Source organism: Streptomyces sp. NPDC049837, assembly GCF_040674455.1.
Lineage (GTDB): Bacteria > Actinomycetota > Actinomycetes > Streptomycetales > Streptomycetaceae > Streptomyces.
Genome location: NZ_JBFAMP010000015.1, coordinates 172,836 through 195,484 on the forward strand (window position 1 = coordinate 172,836; position 22,649 = coordinate 195,484).

The 22,649-nt window shown below is 68.1% G+C and carries 21 protein-coding genes; 12 read left to right on the top strand and 9 right to left on the bottom strand.

The features are described 5' to 3' along the window. The first annotated feature begins 53 nt into the window (after positions 1 to 53). From AB0J57_RS31720 to AB0J57_RS31730, 3 genes are all read left to right on the top strand, one after another. Positions 54 to 1,223 carry a S8 family serine peptidase gene (locus AB0J57_RS31720; protein WP_366131817.1) on the top strand — a complete coding sequence of 390 codons (1,170 nt, stop codon included), beginning with the start codon at positions 54 to 56 and terminating at the stop codon, positions 1,221 to 1,223. A 70-nt stretch (positions 1,224 to 1,293) separates the two neighbouring features. Further along, positions 1,294 to 1,623, top strand: a complete 330-nt coding sequence (locus AB0J57_RS31725) for a hypothetical protein (RefSeq protein ID WP_366131818.1) — start codon at positions 1,294 to 1,296, stop codon at positions 1,621 to 1,623. A 50-nt stretch (positions 1,624 to 1,673) separates the two neighbouring features. Then, a complete protein-coding gene (locus tag AB0J57_RS31730) occupies positions 1,674 to 1,979 on the top strand; it encodes a WXG100 family type VII secretion target (protein ID WP_366131819.1) in 306 nt (101 codons plus the stop codon). Positions 1,980 to 2,058: 79 nt separating this feature from the next. Here AB0J57_RS31730 and AB0J57_RS31735 read toward each other — a convergent pair whose 3' ends face one another. From AB0J57_RS31735 to eccCa, 6 genes are all read right to left on the bottom strand, one after another. Then, positions 2,059 to 2,292: a DUF397 domain-containing protein gene (locus AB0J57_RS31735; protein ID WP_366131820.1), complete on the bottom strand. Its 234-nt coding sequence runs from the start codon at positions 2,290 to 2,292 to the stop codon at positions 2,059 to 2,061. 154 nt (positions 2,293 to 2,446) lie between these two features. After that, the gene (locus tag AB0J57_RS31740) at positions 2,447 to 3,001 is read right to left on the bottom strand and encodes a hypothetical protein (protein WP_366131821.1); all 555 of its coding nucleotides are present in this window, start codon (positions 2,999 to 3,001) and stop codon (positions 2,447 to 2,449) included. Between the two features lie 111 nt (positions 3,002 to 3,112). Continuing rightward, complete coding sequence (locus AB0J57_RS31745; protein ID WP_366131822.1) at positions 3,113 to 3,652, bottom strand: hypothetical protein; 540 nt, start codon at positions 3,650 to 3,652, stop codon at positions 3,113 to 3,115. Between the two features lie 8 nt (positions 3,653 to 3,660). Further along, entirely contained in the window at positions 3,661 to 5,745 is a 2,085-nt protein-coding gene (locus AB0J57_RS31750) for a hypothetical protein (RefSeq protein ID WP_366131823.1), read from the bottom strand. Between the two features lie 91 nt (positions 5,746 to 5,836). Beyond that, a complete protein-coding gene (locus tag AB0J57_RS31755) occupies positions 5,837 to 6,271 on the bottom strand; it encodes a hypothetical protein (RefSeq protein ID WP_366131824.1) in 435 nt (144 codons plus the stop codon). Positions 6,272 to 6,340: 69 nt separating this feature from the next. Then, the gene (eccCa, locus tag AB0J57_RS31760; RefSeq protein WP_366131825.1) at positions 6,341 to 10,291 is read right to left on the bottom strand and encodes a type VII secretion protein EccCa; all 3,951 of its coding nucleotides are present in this window, start codon (positions 10,289 to 10,291) and stop codon (positions 6,341 to 6,343) included. A gap of 174 nt (positions 10,292 to 10,465) precedes the next feature. On the opposite strand from eccCa, the gene eccD reads away from it, so the two are divergent. The 6 genes from eccD (at position 10,466) to AB0J57_RS31790 (ending at position 17,599) form a co-directional block, all read left to right on the top strand. Next, complete coding sequence (gene eccD, locus AB0J57_RS31765; protein ID WP_366131826.1) at positions 10,466 to 11,944, top strand: type VII secretion integral membrane protein EccD; 1,479 nt, start codon at positions 10,466 to 10,468, stop codon at positions 11,942 to 11,944. Positions 11,945 to 12,145: 201 nt separating this feature from the next. Next, entirely contained in the window at positions 12,146 to 12,436 is a 291-nt protein-coding gene (gene rpsO / locus AB0J57_RS31770) for a 30S ribosomal protein S15 (protein WP_023586232.1), read from the top strand. 294 nt (positions 12,437 to 12,730) lie between these two features. After that, positions 12,731 to 14,953, top strand: coding sequence for a polyribonucleotide nucleotidyltransferase (locus AB0J57_RS31775; protein ID WP_366131827.1), 2,223 nt, complete (start codon positions 12,731 to 12,733; stop codon positions 14,951 to 14,953). After that, positions 14,950 to 16,329 (top strand): pitrilysin family protein, encoded by a 1,380-nt coding sequence (locus tag AB0J57_RS31780; RefSeq protein ID WP_366131828.1) that lies wholly within the window; start codon positions 14,950 to 14,952, stop codon positions 16,327 to 16,329. The genes AB0J57_RS31775 and AB0J57_RS31780 overlap by 4 nt, the downstream gene beginning before the upstream one ends. Positions 16,330 to 16,368: 39 nt before the next feature. Continuing rightward, positions 16,369 to 17,124, top strand: coding sequence for a 4-hydroxy-tetrahydrodipicolinate reductase (dapB, locus tag AB0J57_RS31785; protein ID WP_366131829.1), 756 nt, complete (start codon positions 16,369 to 16,371; stop codon positions 17,122 to 17,124). A gap of 7 nt (positions 17,125 to 17,131) precedes the next feature. Then, the gene (locus AB0J57_RS31790; protein ID WP_366131830.1) at positions 17,132 to 17,599 is read left to right on the top strand and encodes a tetratricopeptide repeat protein; all 468 of its coding nucleotides are present in this window, start codon (positions 17,132 to 17,134) and stop codon (positions 17,597 to 17,599) included. Here AB0J57_RS31790 and AB0J57_RS31795 read toward each other — a convergent pair. Beyond that, positions 17,589 to 18,140: a hypothetical protein gene (locus tag AB0J57_RS31795; protein ID WP_366131831.1), complete on the bottom strand. Its 552-nt coding sequence runs from the start codon at positions 18,138 to 18,140 to the stop codon at positions 17,589 to 17,591. The genes AB0J57_RS31790 and AB0J57_RS31795 overlap by 11 nt on opposite strands. 107 nt (positions 18,141 to 18,247) lie before the next feature. Beyond that, on the bottom strand, positions 18,248 to 18,490 hold the full coding sequence (locus AB0J57_RS31800) for a hypothetical protein (RefSeq protein WP_366131832.1): 243 nt from the start codon (positions 18,488 to 18,490) through the stop codon (positions 18,248 to 18,250). 167 nt (positions 18,491 to 18,657) lie between these two features. On the opposite strand from AB0J57_RS31800, the gene thyX reads away from it, so the two are divergent. The 3 genes from thyX (at position 18,658) to AB0J57_RS31815 (ending at position 22,295) form a co-directional block, all read left to right on the top strand. Next, entirely contained in the window at positions 18,658 to 19,398 is a 741-nt protein-coding gene (gene thyX / locus AB0J57_RS31805; protein ID WP_366131833.1) for an FAD-dependent thymidylate synthase, read from the top strand. 199 nt (positions 19,399 to 19,597) lie between these two features. Next, complete coding sequence (gene dapA, locus AB0J57_RS31810) at positions 19,598 to 20,497, top strand: 4-hydroxy-tetrahydrodipicolinate synthase (protein ID WP_366131834.1); 900 nt, start codon at positions 19,598 to 19,600, stop codon at positions 20,495 to 20,497. Between the two features lie 112 nt (positions 20,498 to 20,609). Further along, positions 20,610 to 22,295, top strand: a complete 1,686-nt coding sequence (locus AB0J57_RS31815) for a ribonuclease J (RefSeq protein WP_366131835.1) — start codon at positions 20,610 to 20,612, stop codon at positions 22,293 to 22,295. Between the two features lie 144 nt (positions 22,296 to 22,439). Here AB0J57_RS31815 and AB0J57_RS31820 read toward each other — a convergent pair. Further along, positions 22,440 to 22,649: hypothetical protein (locus tag AB0J57_RS31820; RefSeq protein WP_366131836.1), on the bottom strand; the 210-nt coding region annotated here is incomplete at its 5' end.

Below are 22,649 nucleotides of genomic sequence, written 5' to 3' on the forward strand. Positions count from 1 at the left end.
TGTCCCCCCACGCCCGCTCCTACCGCACACGTGTCCTCGGTGTGCTTGCAGCCATGACCGCGGTTGTTGCCGCCTCCGCCGTCACCGCTCCGGCGGTGCACGCCGAGGACATGCGTGCGCGCCAGTGGTATCTGGACGCAATGAAGGCCGAGGAACTCTGGAAGGTGTCCACGGGCAAGGGGATCACGGTTGCTGTACTCGACTCCGGGGTCGACTCGACGGTTTCGGAGCTACGCGGAAAGGTGCTCCCGGGCCGCAACTTCTACGACTCGGAGGGAGGCCCAGGGCGTGTCGATGGCAAGGACACCGAGCGGCATGGCACCAATATGGCCATCACCATCGCGGGAAGCGCGGCTGATGGCGGGGTCAAGGGGGTAGCCCCCGATGCGAAGATCCTGCCTGTAAAGGTGGGCCCCAAGGCGTCGTTCGGCTATGTCGAGCCGGCGTCCCAGGGCATCCGCTACGCCGTCGACAACGGAGCGCAGATCATCAACATGTCCTTCGCCGGACCTGATGATCAAGCCGAGAGCGCGGAGTGGCAGAAGGCAGTTGACTACGCTCTCAAGAAGGGCGCTCTGCTTTTCGCGGGCTCGGGTAACAGTGGACTCGAAAGTCCCATGTATCCCGCGGCCATCCCCGGTGTCGTCGCTGTCGGAGCCTTGGACACGAAGGGCAAGGTGTCCAAGCACTCCAACTACGGTGACCACCTCGCTCTCGCGGCCCCCGGAGAATCGGTCCCGGCGCGCTGCTCCGACGACAAGAACCGCTACTGCGAGAGCTACGGCACCAGCCAAGCCACCGCCATCGCCTCCGCCTCCGCCGCTCTCATCTGGTCCGCGCACCCCGACTGGACCGGTAACCAGGTGCTGCGCGTCATGATGGAGACCGCTGGCCACGTGGGCCCCGTCCCGAGTAAGTACATCGGCTACGGCTCGGTCCGCCCCGCACAGGTACTGCTGGAGGGCAAGGGCGATCCCGGCGCGCCCGACGTGAATCCGCTTCTCGCCGCGCAGGCGAAGAAGTCGGCGGCATCAGAGACTTCCCCCTCTCCTGAGGGCACGGGGGCAAGCGACAACGGCCCTGCTCAGGCATCCAAGGAGCCTGAAGCAGCCGCCAGGCCCGAAGAGAGCGGGTTCCCGCTCTGGGGCATTGTCGCGAGTGCCGTCGCGGTCGTCGCCATCGGCGCCGTCGTGGCGGTCGGCGTACGCAGCAGGAGAGCGTAGCTGTAGGCGTCACCATCAGGCCGGGCGAACGCCAACAGCTCGGCAATGGAACCGATTTGAGGAGCTTCACATGACCACTCCCGCAGGTGGTGGGTTCGGGCTTGCCGACGATCCGGTCGTCAAGGCGAAGAACAAGATCATGGAGACTGGAAACGAGGTCAGCAAGCAGGCCCGAGAGCTGGCCAACATCATCGAGACGGCGCGGGCCGGCTGGACGGGTGTGGGCGCGGACGGCTTCCGCCGGGCTCAGATCCAGCTCAACGAGGACCACGACAGGATCCGCCGACTGCTGGGCGTGCTGCTCAACGCGGTCGGTGAGACCAAGAACCTGAGCAACGCCAACGACGTGGAGGTTCAGAACTCCTTCAAGGCCGCGAACTCCCAGCTGAACTTCTTGTAATCGGCATCGCCCACTGCTCCCCGGATCAACTGACAGGCAAGGAGATCAGCATGGCTGAAGACCTCGGAACCAAGGTCCAGTACGCAAGCGTCCAGGAGATGGCCAACCGCATCCGCGTCGTTTCCCAGGGCATCGTCAACGACCTCGCGGAGATGGACGCAGCCGTCAAGGTGGTGACCGGTACCTGGGACGGTGAGGCATTCGCCCAGTACACCGCCCTTCAGAAGAAGTACCGCGAGCTGGCGGACGACATGAAGAACCGTCTGGAGCTCGTCGCCAAGGCGATCGAGGCCGGCAAGGAGAACTACCGGTCGACCGACGTCAAGGCGTCGCAGTTGTTCACCGAGGCCTACTGACGGCTGGCTGCCCCGCGGCGGCGCATCAAGGAGGGGCTTGCTCGGGCCGGAGCAAGCCCCTCCTCACGTGTTCATACGGTCACCGCAGGTCGAACTCCCCGTCCTTCGCACCCAACACGAACGCCGTCCACTCGGCCTCCGTGTACCGCAGCACGGTGTCGGGATCGAGGGACGACCGCATGGCGACGGCCCCACCCGGCAGGTACGCGATCTCCACACGCTCCTCGTCAGGGCTCGTACCGGGGGCGCCCTGCCACTCCACACCGCTGATGTCGAGTGCGTACAGCTCGTCCTTCTCCTGCTGAGTGCCCATCAGGCGTGCTTCCCTTCGCGAGGTGCTGGAACGGCGTTGCGGCTCGATTATCTGTCGACAGGCCCGGGAGTGTCACAGGGAACAGCCGGAATCACCCACTACCGTGCGCTCCGACGCCGAGATGTCGTATGGACCCCGGCATCGCAGCAGCCCGTCAGCCCTTCGCAGCTCCGCAACCGAGCATCACGATGGCGTTGTTCATATACGCCTTCATGAACTTCTCGATGGCGGGGCGGAGATCCTCCTTGGTAGCAGGCGTGCGAGGGACGAGCACGGCCAGGGTGAGCCGGTCTCCCTCGCCCGTCTTACAGGCGGCCGTGGCGAGGGCTCCCTCATTGCCGACCACTGCCGCCTCAAACCCCAGATCGGTCTCGCTGGGGCTTGTAAGCCCCATGATGGTGCTCTGCTCCGCCCGTTTCATCAGGTCCACAGGCCCTGAGTGGAACGCGAACCGGAAGCGTAGTGCGGCTTTGCCGTCAACGGTGACGACACAGGGGGCCGTCTTCGGATGCCTGGGGTCGAGACGGTTGGCTTCTCCGACTTCGCCGAGTGGTTCCAGGAGTGGGCGGGACAGGCCCGATTCGATGCGCGTTCCACACAAGGACCCGGGAACATCGGGGGGCGCACCACCGCAGGATGACACGGTCAGCAGTGATACCCCGGTCATGGCCAGTGTCAGGGACCTGGCCATACGGCGGATGCGATCCATCTAATACCCTCCGAGTTGCCCGTTCGAAGTGCCCTGTAGGGCGGCGTCTTCCGTGGAGAACCGTCCCCTCAGCCCCGGTCTGGCCCTCGTCCTCCTGGGCGCCGTGCCTGGCTACCGCACCGCCGGTTTTCCACAGCCGAGGGTCGTGACGGTGTTCTTCATGTAGGCCTTCATGAACTTCTCGATCGCGGGCCGCAGCTTTGCACTCATGCGGTCCACTCGCGGGAAGTTGACGCTGAGCATGAAGCTGTCGCCACCGGCGGTCGTACAGGGCGTCCATGCCTTCGCCCCCTCATTGCCGACCACTCCTTCGAACCCCAGGTCCGTAGGTGTGACCTTGGTCAGTCGGTAGGTCGTGTCCGGACCCGACAATTCGACCAGGTTCGGGGCTCCAGAGCCCCACGCAAACCAAAACTCCATAGCCGCGTCGTCGCCGACCCAAACGATGCAGTGCCCCGTTTCACCCGCCCTGCGGTCGACTGGCCCGTCTTGTTCAACCTCACGGTTGAGGGGTTCCAACAACGGCCTGGACAGAGCCGGGTCGATCGACGTCCCGCAAAGAGACTTGGGTACTACTGGATCGCCGGAGCCGCAGGAACTGAGCGCCAACACTGTGGCGAGCGAGGCTGCGACTGCCGCTTGACGGCGCATGCCACTCCTCATTCCTTGCTCTCGCCCCCGATCTGTCCGGCGTTGAGAGCCGCATTGTCGGCCGCCTCGTTGATCTCCTCCTTGACGGAGTAGCTCTTTCCGCCCTGAGGGTGGGTCTTGAGCCACTCGTCGGCCAGTGCCATGAGCTGACCGTTCCTCTTCACGTGTGTCTCGTACGACTTGTCGGCGTGCTGCTTGTCGAGCCGTTCCTGCTCCTGGCTCAACCACTTCTCCGTCACGAAGTCGAAGCCCCCCTGCACTTCTTCGCTCAGCACGGGCAGGTAGCCGATAGCCTTGTCGACCATCCACTTCTCCTCCCACGCGGCGACCTCTGCGGGTCCTAGGGCGCTCGTCCGTGCGGCCTCGAGGAACCCTACGGTCCTGCCTGCGCGAAGCAGTGATTCCTCAGGCTCCTTCTGCTTCGGCTCGTGGATGTCTGTGACGATGGCCTGGTTGATGTCGCGATTGAGAGTCAGGTAGGCCTGATCGTCCTTGGAGACCTGTTTGATCACCTCATAGAGGTCACGCTGGTCCAGCGGGGACGCTGCCATGTCCACGCTACTGGCGGCTTCATGGACGGTGTCCCCGTGATTGCTCAGTATCCGAGCCATCGGCTCTCGCAGCGATTCCGGGAACCCATCCCCCGCTTCGGCGAAGTGCTTGATCGAGTTCTTGAACACCGCGACATTGTCGTCCGAGTGCTTGACGAACTTGCCGTTCTCGTCCGACGGGTCGATCCCCGTCGCCCCCGCCTGCAGCGCCGCCGCGAAGCCGGCCCGGTCGTCTCCGTCCAGCGACGGTGAGTAGTGCGTGGAGTTGCCGTGCTCGTGCGCCTCCAGGACCACCTCCCAGTCGCGGTCCATCAGGTGTTTCATGTGGCCCTCGTCCTTGAGGAACGCGGCCGAGGCAGCAGGGTCGTGGCTCATCACGCCCAGCAGGCCGTCCAACGGGTCATTGGCGAACCAGCCGGTCTCCTTGCCGCTGTAGTCGCCCTTCATGGCCCAGACGTCCGTGCCGTCCTTCTCCGCCTTCATGATGTCGGCGCCGAGATCGTGCAGGAACTGCTTGGAGTAGCCCTCGCCCTGGCTCATGAGCGTGACCAACGACTGGTAGCCGCGGGCTTTCTCGAGGCGCAGGTCCGTGAAGGAGGTGTTGAAGCGCTCCATGCCCACTTTCTGCATGTCGGAGCGCCACTTCTTGTAGAAGTCCGACTTGGTGTCGCGTGTGGCCGACGCCAGCGTGTTGGCCAGCCCCTTCTCCACAGCCACGAAATCCGTACGGTTCTTGGGGTTCTTGACGTGGATCTGGTCGTTCATCCGGTTCGAGAACTCGATCAGACCCTTGGCGCCAAGACCGTTGAGGAACGTCTGGCTGAACTCGGGCTTGCCGGCGTTGTCTCGGAATGTGCGCTGGAGCTCGGCCAGCTCCGCGGCGGACAGCTTGTCGCCGCCGTTGATGCGGGTCGCGACCTCTTCGGCGTACTGCGCCTCGTACACCTCGATATCGCTCTTGGCCTGGCCATTGAAGCCGACACCCAGGGTGGCGTCATCCTTGCCTCCTAGGGTGTCGACGACGACTGCTTCGAGCGCCAGCTTCACGCCCTGGTCGGCGTCGTCCACTGCCCGTACGGCGTCCCTGATGCGCTGGGCCCAGTTCTGCTCCTGCTGGCGGACGGCTGCTTGGGCGTCCGGGTCGTGCCGGTAGGCGTTACGTTCCGCGGGAGTGAGCTTGCTGGTGTCGTAGGAGACGTCGCCTTGGTCGGAGACCTTCATGCCGGCTTCGATGGCGTCCGCGCGTGCTGATTCGACCTTCTTCTTGAGGTCGACGAACTGAGCGTGAGCGTCGCGTAGGAGCGAGGCGATGGCCTTGGCCTGGGTCTGCGCGGCCGCGTATTCGTACCGCGTCGCGGCGAAGTTCACTTGGGCGGCGTCCGCGCTGACGCCGCTCCAGCCAGGCCCCATGGTGATCTTCTGGACCGTGTCCTTGTATCGGTCCTCGACTTTTTTGAAGTCGGCTGCCGCGGCGCCCCACTCTCCGGCGGCCGTGGTCAATAGGCCGAAGTCGGTCGTCATCACTTCATGAAAGGTGAGCATGCTTCTCTCCCCGTGGCGCCCGCAGGCGCGTGTGATCCGCCCGCCCCGCAGCCGACGCGGCGGCTGCGTGGAGGACAGAGCCCCCTTCGGACTAGTCCAATGTGCCGAGCTTCGATTGGGCTGCCGGCGCGAAGTTCAAGCCCGTGTCAACATCGTTGAGCCGGAACTTGCTCGACGCGCCTCGCAGGGCGGACTCCTCTGCCGACAGCCGTCCCTTCAGCATCTTGACCTGGCTCTCCCAGGTCTCCTTGACCTTCTTCAGGCCTCCTGAGGTGCCCCAGCCGGCGAAGCCCGTGATGGCGCTGCTGGTCGACGCGTCCGGCTTGTCGGATGCCGCCTGGGTGCTTGTCAGCAACTCCTTGTGGATGACATTCGCGGCGGCCGTCTTCTGTGCCGGCGTCGAAGCGAAGTCCTTGGTCGGACCCGGCAGCAATGGTCCGTCGCCCGTGCCGTTCAGCCGCATGCTTGTCGACTGGCGTTCGGCCGCCTCTGCTCGCAGGCGGCCGTACTCCTGATCGAATCCCATTCATACCTCCCTGTTGTTCCCCGCACCGACGGGCAGTGGAGCCGCGAACATGTCGCCAACCGCCGCCGATCACAACTCCGGCATCTTGCCCAACTGCACCAGCGACGCCCCACCCCTGCGTGCCGCGAAGAACCCGCGACCCGGAGGCAGCGGCCGGGGGCGGACGTTCCCGATGAGGTCGCCCTCGGACGGGTCGCCGGACAGGACCACACCCTGCGCGCCCAACTCCTTGATGCGCTGCATGAAGCTCTCGTACATGGACCGCGAGGCACCCGCGGAGTTGCGGGCGATGATGAAGCGGACACCCGTGTCGCGGGCGAAGGGCAGGTAGTCCGTGAGCGGCGCCAGAGGGTTCCCCGAGCCGGCGGCGACCAGATCGTAGTCGTCCACGATGATGAAGATCTGGGGACCCGACCACCAACTGCGGTCGCGCAGTTGCTGGGGCGTGACGTCGGCCGGCGGCTGACGCCTCGCGAACAGGCCTGCCAGCGCCTCCATGTGCATCTGCATCGAGCTGGCCATCGGGGCGTACTCGAGCAGGTGCTCCTCCGGCAGGGCGCCGAGCAGGGCCCGCCGGTAGTCACCGACGACAAGTTTCGCTTCGTCCGCCGTGTAGCGCTCGGCGATCTGCTTCGCGATCAGCCTCAGCAGGTTTGTCTTGCCGGTCTCGCTCTCACCGAAAATCAGGAAGAACGGATCCGTCTCGAAGTTGACGAACACCGGCTCCAGGTTGGCTTCGTCGATGCCGATCGCGACACCGCGCTGCGGGAACTCGAAGCCCTTCGGCAAGTGGTCGGCCAGCACCTTGCGTGGCAGCAGCCGTACGGCGGGCGCCGCGGGCCCTGCCCAACTGTTCCGTACCGCCTGCACGAACGCCGCCGTACCGTCCGACAGGTCACCCGCGTTGCTGGAGCCGTCGATGCGCGGCAACGCACCCATGAAGTGCAGCTTCTCCGGCACCTGGCCACGCCCCGGCACACCCGCCGGGACGTTCGCGGCGACCTTCCGGTCGAACTCGGAGTCCATGACGTCACCGAGCCGCAGCTCCAGGCGTCCGAGCATCTGGTCCTTGAGGGCCGCCCTCACTTCCATGTACCGGGCGGCGGTGATCACGACATGGATGCCGTACCCGAGACCGCGGGCCGCGAGGTCGGCGACCACCGGCTCCAGCATCTCGTACTCGGCCTTGAAACCGCCCCACCCGTCGATCACCAGGAACACATCGCCCCACGCCTCACCCGGCAGCTCACCCGCCGCGCGCTTGCGCCGGTAGGTCGTGATGGAGTCGATGCCCTGCGAACGGAAGAACTCCTCCCGCCGGTTCAGCACACCCATGACCTCCGCGACCGTACGCCGCACCCGCTCCGGGTCCAGGCGGGACGCGACGCCGCCGACGTGTGGCAGGTCCGCCAGCGAGGACATACCGCCGCCACCGAAGTCCAGCGCGTAGAACTGCACTTCGTACGGGGTGTGGGTGAGCGCGAACGACGAGATCAGCGTCCGCATCAGGGTCGACTTGCCGGACTGCGGGCCACCCACGACCATCATGTGACCGGCCGCGCCCGAGAAGTCCCGGTACAGCACCTCGCGGCGCTGCTCGAACGGCTTGTCGATCAGGCCCAGCGGGACGGTCAGACCACCCGGACGGGTGTACTCGGTCGCTGTGAGGCCGCGCTCAGCCGTCGGTGCGAGGCCCGGCAGCAGTTGGTCGAGCGACGGCGCCTGGTCCAGCGGCGGCAGCCACACCTGGTGGGCGGGCACGCCCTGGCCCTCCAGCCGGCGCACGATGACGTCGAGGACGGTGTCGGCGAGCGCGTCGTCCTCCTCGCTCGGCGAGGGCGTGAAGTGCGCCGGGTCGGGCGCCGCGTACACCACCGGTACCGGGGGCGCGGTGAAGACGGCCGGACGACGCTCGATCGGAAGTTGGCCGACGGACAACTGCTGTCCGCCCGTGCGGTAGGTACCGGAGACGTACGCCGCTTTGAAGCGGACCATCTCGTCCGTACCGAACTTCAGGTAGCCGGAGCCGGGCACAGACGGCAGGTGGTACGCGTCCGGTACACCGATCGCCGTGCGCGACTCGGCCGCCGAGAACGTCCGCAGACCGATCCGGTACGACAGGTAGGTGTCCAGCCCGCGCAGCTTGCCTTCCTCCAGGCGCTGCGAGGCCAGCAGCAGGTGAACACCCAGGGATCGGCCGATGCGGCCGATCTGGATGAACATGTCGATGAAGTCCGGCTTGGCGGTGAGGAGTTCGGAGAACTCGTCGATGACCAGGACGAGCGACGCCAGCGGCTCCAGCGGGGCACCCGCCGCCCGCGCCTTCTCGTAGTCGTGGATGTTGGCGTAGTTGCCGGCCGAGCGGAGCAGTTCCTGGCGGCGCTGCAGCTCACCGCGGATCGCGTCACCCATGCGGTCGACGAGTGTCAGGTCGTCGGCCAGGTTCGTGATGACGGCGGCGACGTGCGGCATCTGCGACATGCCGGCGAAGGTGGCGCCACCCTTGAAGTCCGCGAGGACGAAGTTGAGGGTCTCTGAGGAGTGGGTGACCGCGAGGCCCAGCACCAGGGTCCGCAGCAGCTCCGACTTGCCGGAACCGGTGGCGCCGACGCACAGCCCGTGCGGGCCCATACCGTCCTGCGCCGCCTCCTTGAGGTCCAGCATCACCGGCTGGCCGTCCTCGCCGACACCGATCGGTACGCGCAGCCGCTCGGCTGTCGACCGCGGCCGCCACGTCCGCGCCACGTCCACCGAAGCCGCGTCGCCCAGATTCAGTAGGTCGGTGAAGTCCAGGTTTGCCAGCAGGGGTTCGTCATCGTCGCCCCCGCCCATCCGCAGCGGTGCCAACTGCCGTGCCAGCGCCTCGGCCGCTGCCGGTGAAATGGTGTCCGGCACCCCCTCGTACGCGAAGCCCGAACCGGACTCCAGGCGCAGCCGCCCCGGCCGCACCACCACGGACAGACCACCACGCGGCTCGTCGAGGTCACCGGAGACGACCTCGACGATGGTCACGCCCTGAAGGCCCTCGGCCGCCGCGAACAGCGAGTCCGGCGGCACCATCCCGCCGTCGAGTACCACCACGATGTGCGGCTGGTCCAGTACCGGCTGGCTGTCCCTGCCGAACCGGGGCCGCCCGTCGAGCCGGCTGTGCAGCAACTGCTCCAGCTCACCCAGGTCGTCCCCGAACAGCCGTCTCGTTCCAGCCCCGTCGAGCTGTCCCGGCACCTGGGTGTGCGGCAGCCACTTCGTCCAGTCCCAGCGCGGTACGGCACCCGGCGCTGCGACAACCGCGACCATCAGGTCCTCGGGGGAGTGGAGCGTCACCAACTGGGCGACGAGCGCACGAGCCGTCCCCTGCGCCGCCTCCGGCTCACCGGACACCGTCACGTGGTAGAAGGCGCGCATCGACACCGCCATCGGCAGCCCGTCCAACGAGCCGTGCACCGCCAGGAACTGCTGCATCGCCCCCGCGCACAGCGGCTCCAGCTCGTCTACCGGCGCCGTGTCGGGCGCCACCAGTGGCGTGGAGAGCTGTTGCGCGCCGAGCCCGACCCGCACCTGCCCGAAGTCCTTGTCGCCCACGCGCCGTTCCCATACCCGCGAGCCCTCGGCCACCACCGACCAGAGCTGCTCGGGGGAGGGGTGCAGATACAACTGAGCGTCCCGCTGGGCACGGGCCGTCTTGCGGACCGTACGCCGGGTCTGCGCGAGGTATTTGAGGTAGTCGCGCCGTACATCGGCAATTTGCCCCTGCGTACCACGCCGGTACCTGACGATCTGCGCGATGACCATCGCGACCGTCGAGACCAGCATCAGTACGCCCATGATGCGCATCATCGGAGAAGGCGTCGCGAAGAAGAAGACGACCGACGAGCCCATGCCGAGGACCGGCAGGATCTGCATCAGCATGCCCTCCTGCTGACCCCGCGGCAGTTCCGGCGGCGCCTCCAGAGTCAGCTCTTCCGTGGGCACTTCCGGCGGAAGAGACCGCGGCGGGCGTTTGACGACGATCTGGCTCACCGGAGCATCAATCCCTCGGATACGGACGGAAGTCGGAAGGCAGCTTCCGCACCGGCGCCCCCGTGGCGACGGCCTCCTCCCGCGACTGGCGATCCTACTTGCAGCCACTGACACGGCTGGCCGGTAGGGTGGCGCGCGCACCGTGCGCAACCGCGAATCAGGGGGTCCAGACACGTGAGTACGACCGCAGCGACCGGCTTCTGCCGCGTCACCGTCGTGGCGCCGGACAGCCGGATCGATGTCGCTCTCCCCGAGGACATCGCCGTCGCCGACGTCTACCCGGAGATCCTCCGGCTCACCGGCCAGACCCAGACGCCCGGCACCCCGACCGGCTACCACCTCGTCCGCCGGGACGGCACCGTCCTCGACGGCGCCCGCACCCTCGCCGCCCAGCAGGTGCTCGACGGTGAAATCCTGTCGCTGCGTCCGTTCGCGGAATCCCTGCCGCCCGCGGTCTTCGACGACGTCTCCGACGCCGTCGCCTCCGCCGTCACCCGCGACCGCCATCTGTGGAGCGACGACCTGCTGCGCGGAGCCGGCCTCGTCGGCGGCGTCCTCCTGCTGGTCCTCATGGGCTTCGTACTCTGGTTCGCCGACCCAGTCCGCCACGACATGCACGGCCTGCCCGGCATCATCGCGGGCGCCGCCGGACTGCTGCTGACCGCCTTTGCAGGTGTACGCGCCCGCGTGTACGGCGACCGCGCCACGGCCGTCGCGGTCGGTCTCGGCGCGCTCCCGCTGTTGCTGATCGCCGGTTCCGGCATCATCGGCCCCGATGCCGGCCAGGGGCCGGGACGGCTCCAGTTCCTGCTCGGCTGCGCCACCGTCCTGGTCGCCTCCGTCGCGCTGGTCGCGCTCACCCCGAGCGGTGACGCCCCCTTCGTGGCGGCCACCTTCCTGTCGGCCGTCGGCACTCTCGCCACCTTCGCCGCGATCCTCACCGAGGCCTCGGCCACCGAGACGGCCGCCGTCTGTGCGCCGGTCGCCATCGGCCTGGTCGCCTTCCTGCCGGGCCTCTCCGCCCGCTTCGCCCGCCTGCCCATCGGGTACGCCTCGCCGCGCAGCGCCACGGGCGGGTACGACGACGACTCCTTCGCCGACCCGAACGGGACCCCCGAGGCCCAGCCGGTCGACGCCGAGCGGATCGCGCTCCAGGCCCGCCGCGGTCACGAGATGCTGCTGGGCCTGGTCGGCGGCTGCGCGGCCGTCGTCGTCGGCTCCGCCGCCGTCCTGGGCTTCGCAGGCAACGTCTGGGGCGAGTTCCTCGCGCTCGCCGCCGGCCTCGCGATGCTGCTGCGCGCCCGCCTCTTCCGTTACACCTCACAGGTGGCCTGCACCCTCGTCTCCGGGATCGCCGCCATTGCCCTGCTGGTGCTGGGCCTGTCCCTGAACCCGCCGGCCGACCTGGTGCACGAGCTGGTCAGGTACGGAGACCGGGGTGCCCTGGACATCCGTACGATCTGGCTCACCGCCGCGGTCGCCGCGGGCGCCGCCCTGATCACCGCGATCGGACTGATCATTCCTAAGAAGGGCCTGTCGCCGTTCTGGGGCCGCCTGCTCGACCTCGCCGAGGGCGCTGTGCTCCTCTCCCTGGTCCCGCTGTGCCTCGCCGTCCTGGACGTCTTCATGGCCGCCCGCTCGCTGACCGGCTAGGACCACGTGCCACAGGCGCCCCACCGCCGTGCGAGCCCCGCTCCATCGGCCTGGTACGCTGTGTGACGGCCGTTTGTGTACGCGCTCCCGGAGTATCTGGAAGCAGCGCTCATCGGACCTTCGCCTCCGAGTCACGGAAGCTCCCCTGAGACCAAGACCAGGGGCACTCGCGGGCGCATCGAACACCAAGAGGAGTACCGAGTGTCTCTCGACGCCGCTACGAAGAAGCAGATCATGGCCGAGTTCGGCACCAAGGAGGGCGACACCGGCTCCCCCGAGGTTCAGGTCGCGCTGCTCTCCCGCCGCATCTCGGACCTGACCGAGCACCTCAAGACCCACAAGCACGACCACCACTCCCGCCGTGGTCTGCTGATCCTGGTCGGCCAGCGCCGCCGTCTGCTGCAGTACCTGGCCAAGAAGGACATCCAGCGCTTCCGCGCGCTGGTCGACCGCCTCGGCATCCGCCGTGGTGCGGCCGGCGGTGCCAAGTAAGACGCCGTGAAGGGAGCGGTTTCCCACACTGATGGGGAGCCGCTCCCTTTGCTGTACGTGCGGAGTGTCACCACCCCTTTGTAGGCTGGTCGCACAACGCCATAACGAAAAGTCCATAAGAACGCACAGGAGAGGCGCCCTCGCCGCCGCCGGTCCTCGGTAGTGGCCCCCGGGAGACACACCCCGGGTGCTTCGATCGAAGACCGGCCCGCACACAAGGCGCGCTTCTCCACCCCGTCCCTCCGCCACACGGGCGGCCGGGACCAAAGACGACAAGTAATGGAGAAACCGCTAGTGGAGAACGAGACCCACTACGCCGAGGCCGTCATCGACAACGGCTCCTTCGGCACCCGCACCATCCGCTTCGAGACGGGCCGCCTGGCCAAGCAGGCCGCCGGCTCCGCCGTGGCGTACCTGGACGACGACACCATGGTGCTGTCGGCCACCACCGCCTCCAAGAAGCCCAAGGACCAGCTCGACTTCTTCCCCCTGACGGTGGACGTCGAGGAGCGGATGTACGCGGCCGGCAAGATCCCCGGCTCCTTCTTCCGCCGGGAGGGCCGCCCCTCCGAGGACGCCGTCCTCACCTGCCGCCTGATCGACCGGCCGCTGCGCCCCTCCTTCAAGAAGGGCCTGCGCAACGAGATCCAGATCGTCGAGACGATCATGGCGCTCAACCCCGACCACCTCTACGACGTGGTCGCGATCAACGCCGCCTCCTGCTCCACGCAGCTCGCCGGCCTGCCCTTCTCCGGCCCGATCGGCGGCACCCGTGTCGCCCTGATCAACGGCCAGTGGGTCGCGTTCCCGACGCACACCGAGCTCGAGGACGCCGTCTTCGACATGGTCGTCGCCGGTCGCGTCCTGGAGGACGGCGACGTCGCGATCATGATGGTCGAGGCCGAGGCCACCGAGAAGACCATCGAGCTCGTCAAGGGCGGCGCCGAGGCCCCCACCGAGGAGGTCGTCGCCGCCGGTCTCGAGGCCGCGAAGCCCTTCATCAAGGTCCTCTGCAAGGCCCAGTCGGACCTCGCCGCCAAGGCCGCCAAGCCGGTCGGCGAGTTCCCGGTGTTCCTCGACTACCAGGACGACGTCCTGGAGGCGCTGACCGCCGCCGTCAAGACGGAGCTGGCCCAGGCGCTCACCATCGCCGGCAAGCAGGAGCGCGAGGCCGAGCTGGACCGCGTCAAGGAGATCGCCGCCGAGAAGCTGCTCCCGCAGTTCGAGGGCCGCGAGAAGGAGATCTCCGCCGCGTACCGCGCGCTGACCAAGAAGCTGGTCCGCGAGCGCGTCATCAAGGACAAGGTCCGCATCGACGGCCGTGGCCTGACGGACATCCGTACGCTCGCGGCCGAGGTCGAGGCCATCCCGCGCGTGCACGGCTCCGCCCTGTTCGAGCGTGGCGAGACCCAGATCCTGGGCGTCACCACCCTCAACATGCTCCGCATGGAGCAGCAGCTCGACACCCTCTCCCCGGTGACGCGCAAGCGCTACATGCACAACTACAACTTCCCGCCGTACTCCGTCGGTGAGACCGGCCGCGTGGGCTCGCCCAAGCGCCGCGAGATCGGCCACGGCGCGCTCGCCGAGCGCGCGATCGTGCCGGTGCTGCCGACGCGCGAGGAGTTCCCGTACGCGATCCGCCAGGTGTCCGAGGCCCTCGGCTCCAACGGTTCGACGTCCATGGGCTCGGTCTGCGCCTCCACCATGTCGCTGCTGAACGCCGGTGTGCCGCTGAAGGCCCCCGTCGCCGGTATCGCCATGGGCCTGATCTCCGAGGAGGTCGACGGCAAGACGCATTACGTCGCGCTCACCGACATCCTCGGTGCGGAGGACGCCTTCGGCGACATGGACTTCAAGGTCGCCGGTACGAAGGAGTTCGTCACCGCCCTCCAGCTCGACACCAAGCTGGACGGCATCCCGGCCTCCGTCCTGGCCGCGGCCCTCAAGCAGGCCCGTGACGCCCGCCTCCACATCCTCGACGTGATGATGGAAGCGATCGACACGCCGGACGAGATGTCCCCGAACGCCCCGCGGATCATCACCGTCAAGATCCCCGTGGACAAGATCGGCGAGGTCATCGGCCCCAAGGGCAAGATGATCAACCAGATCCAGGAGGACACCGGCGCCGAGATCACGATCGAGGACGACGGCACCATCTACATCGGTGCCGCCGACGGCCCGGCCGCCGAGGCCGCCCGCGCCACGATCAACGGCATCGCCAACCCGACCATGCCGGAGGTCGGCGAGCGCTACCTGGGTACGGTCGTCAAGACCACCACCTTCGGTGCGTTCGTGTCCCTGCTCCCGGGCAAGGACGGCCTGCTGCACATCTCGCAGATCCGCAAGCTCGCCGGTGGCAAGCGCGTGGAGAACGTCGAGGACGTGCTCGCGGTCGGCTCCAAGGTCCAGGTCGAGATCGCCGAGATCGACCAGCGCGGCAAGCTCTCCCTGATCCCCGTGATCGCGGACGAGGACGCTGCCGCTGAGGGCGACAAGGACGACACCGACCAGTGACGTCCCGTAGTTCGAAGGCGACGGCCCGCACCTCCTCGGAGGCGCGGGCCGTCGCCCGTACCCAAACGCTTCTCAAGGGCAAGGACGGCATCGGCACCGTCCGCCGCACCACCCTGCCCGGCGGCCTCCGGGTCGTCACCGAGACGCTGCCTTCCGTACGCTCCGCCACCTTCGGCATCTGGGCGCACGTCGGCTCCCGCGACGAGACGCCCGCCCTCAACGGCGCCACGCACTACCTGGAGCACCTCCTCTTCAAGGGCACCCACCAGCGCAGCGCCCTGGACATCTCCTCCGCCATCGACGCGGTCGGCGGCGAGATGAACGCCTTCACGGCGAAGGAGTACACCTGCTACTACGCGCGCGTGCTGGACACCGACCTGCCGCTGGCCATCGATGTCGTGTGTGACATGCTCACCGGCTCGCTGATCCTCCAGGAGGACGTCGACGCCGAGCGCGGCGTGATCCTCGAAGAGATCGCGATGACCGAGGACGACCCGGGCGACGTCGTCCACGATGTGTTCGCCAAGACCATGTTCGGCGACACCCCGCTGGGCCGCCCCGTCCTCGGCAGCGTCGAGACCGTCGAGGCCCTGTCCGCGGACCGGATCCGCCGCTTCTACAAGAAGCACTACGACCCCACCCACCTGGTCGTCGCCGCCGCGGGCAACGTCGACCACGCCACGGTCGTACGCCAGGTCCGCCGCGCCTTCGAGAAGGCCGGCGCGCTCACCCGCACGGACGCCGTCCCGGTCGCCCCGCGCGACGGCCGGCGCACCATCCGCACGGCCGGCCGCGTCGAGGTGCTCGGCCGCCGCACCGAGCAGGCCCACGTGGTCCTCGGCGTGCCGGGCTTCGCCCGCACCGACGACCGCCGCTGGGCCCTGGGCGTGCTGAACACCGCCCTCGGCGGCGGCATGTCCTCGCGCCTCTTCCAGGAGGTGCGCGAGAAGCGCGGCCTGGCCTACAGCGTCTACTCGTACACCTCCGGCTTCGCCGACTGCGGCCTGTTCGGCGTGTACGCGGGCTGCCGCCCCAGCCAGGTCCACGACGTGCTGAAGATCTGCCGGGACGAGCTCGACCGGGTCGCGCACGAAGGCCTGACCGACGACGAGGTCGAGCGGGCGATCGGCCAGCTCAAGGGCTCCACCGTCCTCGGCCTGGAGGACACCGGCGCGCTGATGAACCGCATCGGCAAGAGCGAGCTGTGCTGGGGCGACCAGATGTCCGTCGACGACATGCTCGCCCACATGGCGGCCGTCACCCCCGACGACGTCCGGGACGTGGCCGCCGAGCTGCTCGGACAGCGCCCGTCGCTGTCGGTCATCGGCCCCCTGAAGGACAAGCAGGCCGACCGCCTCCACGAAGCGGTCGCGTAACGCCACATCCGTGTCGGAACCGAAGGAAGAAGCACGAGCATGAGCAGCAAGCTGAGGGTCGCGGTCATCGGCGCCAAGGGACGCATCGGCTCCGAAGCCGTACGCGCCGTCGAGGCCGCCGACGACATGGAATTGGTCGCGGCCCTCGGCCGGGGCGACAAGCTGGAGACGCTCGCCGAGAAGGGCGCCCAGGTGGCGGTGGAGCTCACCACCCCCGCCTCCGTCATGGGCAACCTCGACTTCTGCGTACGCCACGGCATCCACGCCGTCGTCGGCACCACCGGCTGGACCGAGGAGCGCCTCACCCAGTTGAGCGGCTGGCTGGAGGCCTCCCCGGACACCGGTGTCCTGATCGCGCCGAACTTCTCCATCGGCGCGGTCCTCACCATGAAGTTCGCGCAGATCGCCGCGCCGTACTTCGAGTCGGTCGAGGTCGTCGAGCTCCACCACCCCAACAAGGTGGACGCCCCCTCCGGCACCGCCACCCGCACCGCCCAGCTCATCGCCGCCGCCCGCGCCGAGGCCGGCTGCGCCCCGCAGCCCGACGCGACGACGACGGCCCTGGACGGCGCGCGCGGTGCGAACGTGGACGGGGTCCCGGTCCACGCCGTACGCCTGCGGGGCCTGCTGGCCCACCAGGAGGTGCTGCTCGGCGGGGAGGGCGAGACCCTGACGGTCCGCCACGACTCGCTGCACCACAGCAGCTTCATGCCGGGCATCCTGCTCGGCGCGCGCCGCGTGGTGACGACGCCGGGCCTCACCTTCGGCCTGGAACACTTCCTGGACCTGGGCTGATCACATCATGCGAGCGAAGCTCACGTATTTCGTCACGGCAGCCGTCCTGGTCGTCTACTTCGTCCTGGTCGGCAGCCGTGGCGTGATGCTGATCCAGCAGGGCACCGCGCTCACCGTCACCTTCGGCTGCGCGGTGCTCGTGCTGCCGGTCATCGGCGTCTGGTTCCTGTGGAAGAACACCCAGTTCGTCACCAAGGCCAACCGCCTGGCCGCCGAACTGGAGGCCGAAGGCGGCCTGCCGGCCGACGAGTTGAAGCGCACGCCCGGCGGCCGCATCGACCGCGACTCGGCCGACGCCGTCTTCGCCAAGCGGCGCGAGGAGACCGAGGACTCGCCGGACGACTGGCGCTGCTGGTTCCGGCTCGCGGTCGCCTACCACGACGCCCGCGACACCCCGCGCGCCCGCAAGGCGATGCAGCGCGCGATCGCCCTCCACGAGGGCCGCTACGAAAGCGGCCGGCCGGTCAGCCGCTGACCGCGTACTCCGCGCTCCACGCCTCGACCGTGTCGGCCGCCCGGTCGAACGCCTCGACCCGCGCCAGGAAGTCCGCGTTGTGGTCGGTGAGCAGCGCGAGCTGCTCACCACCCTGGCGTACGACGACGAGGGCCTGCCCCTGCACGGTGCGCGGCAGCCCGAGCCACCGCACGGGCTGCTGCACCGTGCGTACGGCCGACACACGCGCCCACGGCACGGTCTCCGTCCGGAAGAACGCGACGCGCCGCACACCGTGCCGGCTCACCCACGCCCCCACCCGCAGCATGCGCAGCGCACCGACGATCACCAGCGCCGCCAGCCCGAGGCACACGGCCGCGCCCGACAGCGCCCCGGCAAAGGCGATGATCATGGTGGCCAGCAGGATGAACGAGGCGAGCAGCAGCGCCACCGCCGCCGCGGCGACCCGCCAGGGCCCCGGGCGGTACGGGCGGCGCCACTGATCGTGGTCGTCGTCGAACGGCAGAGCGACGTCCTCGTCGGTGTCGAAACCACGGTCGGCCGTCAGAAAGGGCAGGGGCACGGCTGATCCTCACTCATACGCACGCTCGATGGGGCTGTGCCGGGTGAGGCTACCCAGCGGTTCGAGGACCGGCCACCCCAGGGTGGCCGTACGGGGGCAGTCCCGCGTCAACGCCCGTGGGAGGCCTCGGACTGCTGACCGTGACCGGTGGTGGCGGGCCCCGACTCCATCGCCGGAAGGCCGAAGAGCAGCGACCCGACCAGACCGGCCACGACGGTCAGCCCGATCAGCGTACGACCGGCGACCTCGGAAATGCTCGGACGCTGCCGAGCCGGGGGAGTGACGTTACTGCGGAAGCGGTCGGCCTCGGCGACGAACGCGAACGGGACTGCCTCACGCCGGCGGAACATGTGAGAACCCTCCTTGAATCTCGTGATGGACGCTGCTACTGGGACAGACGCGTGAAGCAGCGGTTTGGTGCCCCTTTCGGTGCCCGAATTCAAGGGATTCATGTGCTGTCAGTGCCGGGCCGTAGAGTGGGCGCCGCCCGAGCGACGCAATTGGAAGGACCCCGCCGGTGACCGACACCCCCGCCGAAGAGCTCAAGCCCAGCTTCCGCAGCGATGTGACCGTCGAGCTGGTCAAGCACAGCGCGGCCGACTCCGACGTCCTGTTCGCCGCCCGTGTCTCCACGGTGGGCGAGCAGTCCCTGGAGGAGCTCCAGAAGGACCCGGAGCGCTCGAAGGGCCTGATCAACTTCCTGATGCGGGACCGGCACGGCAGCCCCTTCGAGCACAACTCGATGACGTTCTTCATCAGCGCCCCGATCTTCGTCTTCCGCGAGTTCATGCGGCACCGCGTGGGCTGGTCGTACAACGAGGAGTCCGGCCGCTACCGGGAGCTCCAGCCGGTCTTCTACGTCCCGGACGCCTCCCGCAAGCTGGTCCAGGAGGGCCGCCCCGGCAAGTACGTCTTCGTCGAGGGCACCGAGGAGCAGCAGGCGCTCGTGGAGCGGACGATGGAGGCCTCCTACGTCCAGGCGTACGAGGCGTACCAGGAGATGCTCGCCGCCGGTGTCGCCCGCGAGGTCGCCCGCTCGGTCCTCCCGGTGGGCCTGTTCTCCTCGATGTACGCCACGTGCAACGCCCGCTCGCTGATGCACTTCCTCGGCCTGCGCACGCAGCACGAGCTGGCCAAGGTGCCGTCCTTCCCACAGCGTGAGATCGAGATGGTCGGCGAGAAGATGGAGCGGGAGTGGGCGCGGCTGATGCCGCTCACGTACGCCGCCTTCAACGCCAACGGCCGGGTCGCTCCGTAGTCGTCCCAGGTCACAGCGCGGTACAGATGTACGGATCATCCGCCCGAAGTGTCCGTATTGCGGCGTTTCGAGAAGTTCATCTAGGCTGATCAAACGGACCCGGCACTGCTTGAACCCCCGAGCAGGCAGTGCCGGGCTCCACCTCCCTCACGTCACCCGAGGGGACCCAGCGGGCAGAGCAGCGAGTAGCGTGTTACCCATGGCTCCGATCTCCACTCCGCAGACCCCCTTCGGGCGGGTCCTCACCGCCATGGTCACGCCCTTCACGGCGGACGGCGCACTCGACCTCGACGGCGCTCAGCGGCTCGCCGCCCACCTGGTCGACGCAGGCAACGACGGCCTGGTCATCAACGGCACCACCGGCGAGTCCCCGACCACCAGCGACGCGGAGAAAGACCAGCTCGTACGGGCGGTCCTGGAGGCCGTGGGCGACCGAGCCCACGTCGTCGCCGGCATCGGAACCAACGACACCCACCACTCGGTCGAGCTCGCCCGCGCCGCCGAGCGCGCCGGCGCACACGGCCTGCTCGCCGTCACGCCGTACTACAACAAGCCCCCGCAAGAGGGCCTCTTCCGGCACTTCACCGCCATCGCGGACGCCACCGGCCTGCCCGTGATGCTGTACGACATCCCCGGCCGCAGCGGCGTCCCGATCGACACCGAGACGATCGTCCGCCTCGCCGCCCACCCGCGCATCGTCGCCAACAAGGACGCCAAGGGCGACCTCGGCCGCGCGAGCTGGGCCATCGCCCGCAGCGGCCTGGCCTGGTACTCCGGCGACGACATGCTCAACCTGCCGCTGCTCTCCGTCGGCGCCTGCGGCTTCGTCTCCGTCGTCGGCCACGTCGTCACCCCGGAGCTCCGCGCCCTCCTCGACGCCCACCTCACCGGCGACGTCCAGAAGGCCACTGAGATCCACCAGCAGCTCCTCCCGGTCTTCACCGGCATGTTCCGCACGCAGGGCGTGATCACCACCAAGGCCGCCCTCGCCCTCCAGGGACTCCCCGCCGGCCCCCTGCGCCTGCCGCTGGTGGAGCTCTCCCCGGAGGAAACCGCTCAGCTCAAGATCGACCTCGCCGCCGGCGGGGTAGAGCTTTAGCCACAGACTTCACAACTGAATACGAAAGCAACATCCGACAACAGCAAGTGCACGAATGTCACACGCGCCACGTGCCTCACTGGTACGTGGCGCGTGTGGTGAGGAGAGTCTTTTGAGTCATCCGCATCCTGAACTGGGCGCGCCCCCGAAGCTGCCCAAGGGCGGCCTGCGCGTCACCCCGCTCGGTGGTCTCGGCGAGATCGGCCGGAACATGACCGTGTTCGAGTACGACGGCCGCCTGCTGATCGTCGACTGCGGCGTGCTCTTCCCCGAGGAGGAGCAGCCCGGCATCGACCTGATCCTTCCGGACTTCACCAGCATCAAGGACCGCCTCGACGACATCGAGGGCATCGTGCTCACGCACGGCCACGAGGACCACATCGGCGGCGTTCCCTTCCTGCTCCGGCTGAAGCCCGACATCCCGCTCATCGGCTCCAAGCTGACGCTGGCCCTGATCGAGGCCAAGCTGCAGGAGCACCGGATCCGCCCCTACACCCTTGAGGTGGTGGAAGGCGACCGCGAGCGTCTGGGCCCCTTCGACTGCGAATTCGTGGCGGTCAACCACTCCATCCCGGACGCCCTGGCCGTCGCCATCCGCACCCCGGCCGGCATGGTCGTCCACACCGGTGACTTCAAGATGGACCAGCTCCCGCTGGACAACCGTCTCACCGACCTGCACGCCTTCGCGCGCCTCAGCGAGGAGGGCATCGACCTCCTGCTCTCGGACTCCACGAACGCCGAGGTGCCGGGCTTCACCGCGCACGAGCGCGACATCTCCAACGTCATGCGCTCGGTCTTCGCGGGAGCCCAGAAGCGCATCATCGTGGCCAGCTTCGCCAGCCATGTGCACCGCATCCAGCAGATCCTGGACGCGGCCCACGAGTACGGCAGGCGGGTCGCCTTCGTCGGGCGTTCCATGGTCCGGAACATGGGAATCGCCCGGGACCTGGGCTACCTCCGCGTCCCGGCCGGCCTGGTCGTCGACGTCAAGACCCTCGACGACCTCCCGGACCACGAGGTCGTGCTCGTCTGTACGGGCTCGCAGGGCGAGCCGATGGCGGCCCTGTCCCGCATGGCCAACCGGGATCACCAGATCCGGATCGTCCAGGGCGACACCGTGATCCTGGCGTCCTCCCTGATCCCGGGCAACGAGAACGCGGTCTACCGCGTGATCAACGGCCTCACCCGCTGGGGCGCCAACGTCGTCCACAAGGGCAACGCCAAGGTCCACGTCTCGGGCCACGCCTCGGCCGGCGAGCTGCTGTACTTCTACAACATCTGCAAGCCGAAGAACCTGATGCCGGTCCACGGCGAATGGCGCCACCTGCGCGCCAACGCCGAGCTGGGCGCCCTGACGGGCGTCCCCAAGGACCGCATCGTCATCGCCGAGGACGGCGTCGTCGTCGACCTCGTCGACGGCAAGGCCAAGATCGTCGGCAAGGTCCAGGCGGGGTACGTGTACGTGGACGGCCTCTCGGTCGGCGACGTCACCGAGGTGCACCTGAAGGACCGCCGCATCCTCGGCGAGGAAGGCATCATCTCGGTCTTCGTGGTCGTCGACTCCACGACCGGCAAGATCACCGGTGGCCCGAACATCCACGCCCGAGGCTCCGGTATCGAGGACAGCGCGTTCGACGCGGTCATCCCGAAGGTCCAGGACGCCATCGCCAAGTCGGCCGCCGACGGGGTCGCGGAGCCGCACCAGCTCCAGCAGCTCATCCGGCGCACGATCGGCAAGTGGGTCTCGGACACCTACCGCCGTCGCCCGATGATCCTGCCGGTGGTCGTCGAGGTCTGACGCCCCACCAGCTCGCTTGCGGAGCGGGGCGCCTCGATTTGCATCGGGGCGCCCCGCTCCAGTACGTTTACGGCTCCGCCAGATCGGGAACCCGGCACACCTGTGTGCCTCGCAGGGGGCCCAGGACGGGCCGGAAATTCCGACTCAGAATCTCTGATAAAGTCGGGTCAGCCGAAAGGCAAAGGCCTTCCAACGGCCACCGGAACTGAATCCGAACCGGAAACGGAACGGAAAAAGAATCTGGTAAGGTTGGAAACAACGAAGGGAAGCGCCCGGAGGAAAGCCCGAGAGGGTGAGTACAAAGGAAGCGTCCGTTCCTTGAGAACTCAACAGCGTGCCAAAAATCAACGCCAG